The organism is Arthrobacter terrae, from assembly GCF_015708085.1.
In the GTDB taxonomy this organism is placed as follows: Bacteria; Actinomycetota; Actinomycetes; order Actinomycetales; family Micrococcaceae; genus Arthrobacter_M; species Arthrobacter_M terrae.
The window spans coordinates 66,340-73,209 of record NZ_JADNYM010000026.1 but is presented as its reverse complement, the minus strand read 5'-3'; the positions used below and the strand labels follow the sequence as shown (position 1 = coordinate 73,209).

Genomic DNA, 6,870 nt, shown 5'->3' with positions numbered 1-6,870 from the left:
GCGGGACCAGTGACAAGGAACTGACCGACGAGTGTAAAAAGCATCACCTGATTAAACACCTCAAAGACGGTAAAGACCGGCACGGGAAACGCACCAGTGCTTTCGCTACCCGGGATGGGACATCTCCTGACGGGGAAACCAGCGTCGGTGACCGGCCCGGACCACGGCTGCGGGGCTGGACCCCGTCCATGACCGGTACCGGGCAAACAGCCTGGACCTCACCAGCCGGGACGTACTACCCGCCACCACCACCAGACCACCACCCACCACAGCTTCCACCACAGCTTCCACCATTGCTTCCAACACGCCTTCCAGCAATGCGACCAGCAAGGCGTCCAGCACGGCTCACCGATCCGGGAGCCACCACAACAGCAAAGACAGGCACAGCAAAGACAGGCAAAGTAACGACAGCCACGGCAAGGACAGCAGGCACGATCCCGCCAGGCACGATCCTGCGTCGAACAACCTCGCCACCGGACCCCTGCCAAGACGCCACCTACCGCGCCCTGTACCTGATCGACTCACAAATACCCCACGAACCCGAGCGCTCGGAGGACCTTTAGGCAGGTGATCCAAAAGGCTGCCGGCACTCACCGCTGACAGTCGATTGGTCCGCTGCCGAGGGACAAGTTGATCTGTCCGCGGTGCTGGGTACGACAACCTCGGGAATTATCCGGCGCTTAATCCCGCTCCGACAGGGCATAGGCTTTCAAGATGCATCAGGAATCGTTATGGCAGGCGCAAAAGCGCACAAATCCCGGGCACTCCGCATGGTACATACAGCGGTTTGAGCAAATGCGGGCAGATGGCGCTGATCTGGACGGTGAGGCCAGATTACTAGACGCCATGGCGCCGCGGGGAAGCCGGATCTTGGATGCCGGCTGTGGCCCCGGGCGAGTAGGCGGCGAAATGAGCCGGCGGGGGCACACGGTGGTAGGCGTTGACGCGGATTTTGAGCTAATTGCCGCCGCGCGCAAAGACTTCCCCGACGTACTTTGGCTCGTGGAGGATCTAGCTGACCTGGACCTGCCCGCAGCGGGCATTGCCGAACCGTTCGATGTGATCGTCTGCGCGGGAAACGTCCTGACCTTCCTTGCTCCAGAAACTGCTCCGGCCGTGCTCCGCAACTTCGCCCGGCACCTCGGGCTCGGTGGCCGGGTTGTGACAGGGTTTGGGGCTGGGAGGGGCTATGCGTTCGAGGATTTCCTGATCGACGCGAAGGAATCCGGACTTTCCTGCCAGAGCCGGTTTGCCACCTGGGATCTGAAACCGTGGACGCCGTCGGCTGATTTTATGGTGACTATCTTGAGCCGCGATTAACAGCAGAACTGAGCAAAAGTAGTACGCGTTATGTCGGAGTCGTGTACAAATTCATTCAGTGTTATTCCTAATGCATTATCGAAGTGACGAGTGGCCGTTCCAAATCCGCCCGGCCCGTTGGGCGCACAGGTGGGCGGTGGTGTAGCTGATTCCTGGAGTGGCTGCGATCACGCGGGCAGGGAGCGCTGCGGCAAGTTGAAGCACCGCTGTGTGGCGCGAAGGTCGTAGGGGGATGTCAACTTTCGCGCGAATTGACGTCCTGTAGCGAGCGGTCACACGTTGTGCTGGACTGAGACCCTTGAATAACCAGGCTGTTTCGGATTGGTGGGGATGGGACGTGTACCAGGGGCCCAAAGCTGACGCGCCAGCTGAACTATGAATTAATGGGGGACCAACAGCCCGGTGGTCTTTCTGGCCGCTGTCGCCTTCGCGCGGGAAGCGCTTACACGAACCAGCACCCCCAGGTGAAGATCGGATTCATCGTGCAGCATGTTCCGCTGGCGTCTGGGATGGTGAGGTCTGTACTGGCGAGTCCGCCGGTTCGAGCGCGCCGCGGATCCGCCGGAGCACCGCCGTCGTCGACTGCTCCGGCACGTAATCCAGAATGCGGACCTGCCCGCCATACGCCCGGACGGTAGCAGTTTCCTCCAGCATGTCCGGCGTGTAATCGCCGCCTTTGGCATAGATGTCCGGCTGCAGGGCGGCAAGGAGAGGGATTGGCGTCGGCGAGTCAAAGACGGTGACGTAGTCCACGCAGCTTAGCGCGGCGATCACCGCGGCCCTGTCGCCCACGGCGTTGATCGGCCGGTCCGCACCTTTGAGGCGTCGGACGGAGTCATCGCTGTTCAGCGCGACGATGAGGATGTCTCCGAGCTGCTTGGCCTGGTTGAGGTAACGGGTGTGTCCGCGGTGCAGCACATCAAAGCATCCGTTGGTCAAGACGATCCGCCGCCCGTGGGCGCGTTCGGCGGTGATCCGGGCCGCCAGTTCAGCTGCGTCCAGCGCCGTGTCGGCGAACCCGGCCAGATGCTGCGACAGGTCATCGGTGCTGCAGACCGACGTTCCTTGCCGGAGCACGACGACGTCTGACGCCGCCTGCGCGAGGTCGACGCAGGTGCTCAGCGGCAGTCCGGCAGTCCGCGCAATAGTCAGCGCCGCGACAAAGGTATCGCCCGCTCCGGAGGCCTGCTTTTCGGCGGCGGGACGCGCCCAGGTCCGGTGGCCGGGACCATCACGGCTGAGCAGCACAGTACCGTCGCGGTCAAGGGTGACGACGGCCGCATTGCTGCCGGTTGCCGCGAGCAATTGCTGTTGATGCTCGACAAAAAGGTCCGCCCGGGCGTGACCGGCTGTCATTGAACGGCCGATAACCCGGGCGGCTTCGGCGGCGTTCGGTGTGATGAGATCGGGTTCCAGCCCGGCCCAGAGGCGGGGATCATGGGCGTCCACGAGTACCAGCGGGCGTGCAAATCCGGCCGGTTCTGGTGGTTTCGCCAAATGCGTGGAGAGTGCCGCAGCAACAGCCCCGGTGAGCGCGCCGAGTCCATAGTCGCAGACCACTACCGCGTCGGCCCCTGCCAGAAGTCGGGGGAGCTGCTCGTCCAGCAGGTCCAATGCCTCAGGATCGGGACTCCTAAACGGTTCATCCAAGCGCAGCATCACCTGTCCGGCGCTGACAACGCGATATTTTGTTGTGGTGACAAGGCCCGGATGAGGCACCAGTCCTGAGACGTCCACGCCGGCATCCTGCAGCAGCGCCGTGAGCGTGGCGCCTGCTTGGTCTGTGCCAATGAGGCCCACTAGCCTGACCCGGGCACCTAGCGCTGCAAGGTTCATGGCAGTGTTGGCAGCGCCGCCTGGAGCGTACTGACGATGCTGAATTTCAACCACCGGTGCAGGAGCCTCGCGGCACAGCCTGTCAATAGTGCCGTTCCACCAGCCGTCCAGAATGACATCACCGATCACCGTGACGGGCGGACCCAGCTCAGCCAGCTGGCGGGGGACCGATTCGGTGAGCCCGCGCTGGTCCATCAGGGGCTTCATTACTGCTCCTGGCCCGAACCAGGCCGGGGACTTCCAAGCCGGGGAGTTCCAACCTGCGCAATGCCGATATGGACCACCTTTACCCGGGTAAATTCGTCCAGCAGCTCCGGCCCATAGCCGAAGCCGTCGCCGCTTGCCCCCCTTGGCTGAGCGGCACCTCCGGGTGCACCACCGAAGACGGCGTTGACCTTCACCGTCCCTACCGGCAGTGCCGCCACAGCCCGGTGGGCGTGCTCGATGCTGGCGGTCAGGACGGTCGCAGCCAGACCATAGCGTCCGGTCGAAGCGAGCTGGAGTCCTTCATCGAAGTCCGCCACCACCTGCACCGGTGCCACTGGCCCAAACGTTTCCTCGGTCATGATGTCCATCTGTCCGGTGCAGTCGAGCAGCACCGTGGCCGGATAGTGGGCCCCCGGACCTGACGGAACGGCACCGCCGGCCGGGGCCCGGGCACCAAGCGCAACGGCTTGGGCCACTTGCGCGTGCACCGCGTCCCGCAACCGGGTGTCCACCAGCGGGGCCAGCGGCTGCTCCGCGTTTCGCCGGCGTGCCTCCTCGGTCAAAGCGGAGCAAAAGCTATCCGCAATGTCCTGGTGAACGTATATCCGTTCCACCGCCGTGCAAATCTGCCCGCTGTTGCTGAAGGCCCCAATCGCAGCTTGCTCTGCGGCCCATCCGGGATCAACGTCGGCATCCACCAGGAGGGGATCGTTGCCGCCGTTTTCACGGATGACGTGTGCCCCGGTCAGTAATGCGGCCCGGGCTATGCGCAGGCCCGACGCCGTCGAGCCAACATGGGCGAATACATCGGCGTCGGCGCTGGTCAGCATGGCACCCACCTCGGGTCCCCCGGTCACAGTCACTAAAACGCCGGGCTCAAACACATCGCTGAGCAGTTCTCCGAGGAGCAGACCCAGATGCGGACAGCGTTCGCTCGGCTTATGGATCACCGTATTGCCTGTTACCAGGGCCGCGCCAATCAGCCCCGCAGCGACGGCCACCGGGTCATTCCACGGAGTCAGCAACACGGCGACTCCCCGCGGCTCGGCGACGGTATAGTCGGCTGCCAGGGCGCTGCCGCGCAGGCTGTGTCCGCGGTGTATCGGCCCCAGCTGGGCGTATTGCTCAAGTGTTGACACGGCGGCCGCAATACCGGCGAGCGCTTCGTCAAGGGGGCGTCCGGTTTCCCGGCTGTTCATTTCCGCCAACGCCGCAGCGCCATCTGCCAAGGTGCTGGCAGCCGCTGCCAACAACTCGCCGCGCTGCTGGGGGTCTGTGCGGGCCCAGCCCGGCAGGGCCGTCCTTGCGGCGGAGAATGCCAGCGCCACGTCCTCGCGGGAGGCCGCGGCGATTGTTCCAACGGGGGCGCCGGACCGCGGATCGTAAATAGTCAGGGCAGGCGCTTCGGCGGAAATGGCAGGTTCGATCAACGATGTCATGGCATCCTCATGATTCGCTCGGGGCAACACGGTGTTTTTACCGACGAGGGGTTCTTAGGACTCCGTACCCGCTCCGACACCTGTTTAGACAGCTGCTGCCGAAGTGTTTTTTCGGTGGCGGGGGGTCGTGACTTCGGCCTAAGGTAAGCGGAAGAATCGATGGAGGGAGAGTGGATGAGTCACGAACCGATTGCCGATTTTGAGACCGGAACACTGCGAGGCACCGGCGTCGGTCCACTGCTGGAGCGGTTTCCGGACGTACGTCGGATTGCAGTGCTCCGGGGCGGCGGGCTGGGGGATCTAATGTTTGCGCTCCCGGCTATGCAGGCCCTCGCTGCCTGCTATCCGAAGGCGGAGGTCGTGTTGCTGGGTACGCCGGTGCACGCGGCGCTGCTGGCCCAGACACACAGCCCGGTTCATCGGGTTCAAGTGCTGCCGTACGCCCGGGGAGTGCGACCGGGACCGGAGGATCCAGCGGCACAGACGGAATTCTTCGCTCGAATGCGGGCCGAAAACTTTGACCTTGCCGTCCAGCTGCACGGGGGCGGGCGCTATTCCAACCCCTTCCTCCTTCGTCTCGGGGCCCGGTACACCGTTGGGCTGCGGACGCCGGACGCAGCCCGGCTGGACCGGTCAATCCCTTATGTTTATTATCAACACGAGCCGCTGCGGGCCTTGGAAGTCGCCGGACTGGCCGGTGCCGTGCCAGTGGATCTGGAGGCCCGGCTGCGCCCCAGCGAGGAGGCCCGGCACGCCGTCCGGGAGCTGCTGGATATGGGTGGAACGAACCCGGGCGCACTGGTGACTATTCATCCGGGCGCGACGGATCCGCGCCGGCGCTGGCCGGTGGATTCCTTCGTCCAGGTGGCTGCCGCCGCAGCAGCGGATGGCAGCCGGGTACTGATCGTTGGCGACGAGGCCGATAAGGCACTGGCGGAAGAGATCGTCCGCCTGGCGGACTCCGTCGACGGTGCGGTGAGCTCGATGGCAGGTCGGCTCTCTCTGGGAGAGCTGACCGCGCTCCTGGCCGCGAGCGACGTCATGGTTGGAAATGACAGCGGACCACGTCACCTTGCACAGGCAGTGGGGACGCCGACGGTGGGGATTTACTGGGTCGGCAACGCCATTAGTGCCGGCCCGCTCGGGCGGACCATGCACCGCCTCCACCTCTCCTGGGTGACGAACTGCAGCGTGTGCGGCGTGGACGTGACCCAGGTGGGCTGGACGGCGGAGCGCTGCTCCCACGATGAGTCCTTCGTCGCGCAGGTTATGCCTGAGGCGGTCTATGCGGATGTACGCGACCTCACGGCCATGAGCCTTCTTCTTCGTGACAAATAAGCATTTCCCGGACCTCGCAACCGACGGGCTGGGAGAGCGCAAAGAGGATCGCTTGTGCCACCGATGCCGGATCATTGAGCCGTGAGTCATCCTGCGGCTTGTATTGCTCATCCCGATCATCAAAGAAGTGCGTCTTCATGCCGCCGGGAATAATGGTGGTCACGCCCATCCGACCTCCCGTTTCCGCGGCGAGCGCCTGGCTGAAACCGAGCACGCCGAATTTCGATGCACAGTAGGCTGTTGCGTCGGAAACGCCGCGCTTGGCCAATGTGGAAGCAATTGTGACTACGCGTCCGTGGGAAGCCAGCAGGTACGGCATAGCAGCGCGGACCACCGAGACCGTACCGAGCAGATTGACGCCGATGACTTTTTCCCACTCGTCCGCTGGAACGTCGTCGAGCCTGCCGCACCGGTCTGTTCCGGCTGCGGTGACGACGGCGTCAAGACCGCCAAGCGTCTGGGCCGCCTGTTCAACTGCCGCAGTGACCGCATGCCGGTCCGCAACGTCCACCTCGAAGGCTTTGACTCCGCTCACCTGCGAAATGTCCCGGTCCAATACCACCGGCGTCCCGCCGGCTTCCAGCACAGCGCTGACGACGGCGGCGCCGAGTCCCGATGCGCCACCGGTTACTACGATGCGACCAGCGTTTGCGAGACTGATTGTATTTGCGTTCATGCGAATCCTCACTTTTCGTCTGTGTATTGGGTTGCTCGGTATATGGTTCGGGAG

Annotated in this window: 6 protein-coding genes; 2 read left to right on the top strand and 4 right to left on the bottom strand. The window is 64.0% G+C overall.

What is annotated here, in order from left to right; translation table 11 throughout:
* Positions 1–105: 105 nt before the first annotated feature.
* The gene (locus tag IV500_RS17815) at positions 106–342 is read right to left on the bottom strand and encodes a hypothetical protein (RefSeq protein ID WP_196398161.1); all 237 of its coding nucleotides are present in this window, start codon (positions 340–342) and stop codon (positions 106–108) included.
* Between the two features lie 372 nt (positions 343–714).
* On the opposite strand from IV500_RS17815, the gene IV500_RS17810 reads away from it, so the two are divergent.
* Entirely contained in the window at positions 715–1,320 is a 606-nt protein-coding gene (locus IV500_RS17810) for a class I SAM-dependent methyltransferase (RefSeq protein ID WP_196398160.1), read from the top strand.
* Positions 1,321–1,797: 477 nt separating this feature from the next.
* On the opposite strand, the gene rfaE2 is transcribed toward IV500_RS17810, so the two are convergent.
* Both rfaE2 and IV500_RS17800 read right to left on the bottom strand, forming a co-directional pair.
* Positions 1,798–3,363: a D-glycero-beta-D-manno-heptose 1-phosphate adenylyltransferase gene (gene rfaE2, locus IV500_RS17805; RefSeq protein WP_196398159.1), complete on the bottom strand. Its 1,566-nt coding sequence runs from the start codon at positions 3,361–3,363 to the stop codon at positions 1,798–1,800.
* On the bottom strand, positions 3,363–4,802 hold the full coding sequence (locus tag IV500_RS17800) for an aldehyde dehydrogenase family protein (RefSeq protein ID WP_196398158.1): 1,440 nt from the start codon (positions 4,800–4,802) through the stop codon (positions 3,363–3,365). Before IV500_RS17800 ends, rfaE2 begins: the two co-directional genes overlap by 1 nt.
* A gap of 174 nt (positions 4,803–4,976) precedes the next feature.
* Between IV500_RS17800 and IV500_RS17795 the strand changes: the two genes are divergently transcribed.
* The gene (locus tag IV500_RS17795) at positions 4,977–6,140 is read left to right on the top strand and encodes a glycosyltransferase family 9 protein (RefSeq protein WP_196398157.1); all 1,164 of its coding nucleotides are present in this window, start codon (positions 4,977–4,979) and stop codon (positions 6,138–6,140) included.
* Here the strand turns inward: IV500_RS17795 and IV500_RS17790 are convergent.
* Positions 6,106–6,816 carry an SDR family oxidoreductase gene (locus IV500_RS17790; protein WP_196398156.1) on the bottom strand — a complete coding sequence of 237 codons (711 nt, stop codon included), beginning with the start codon at positions 6,814–6,816 and terminating at the stop codon, positions 6,106–6,108. The genes IV500_RS17795 and IV500_RS17790 overlap by 35 nt on opposite strands.
* Positions 6,817–6,870: the final 54 nt, after the last annotated feature.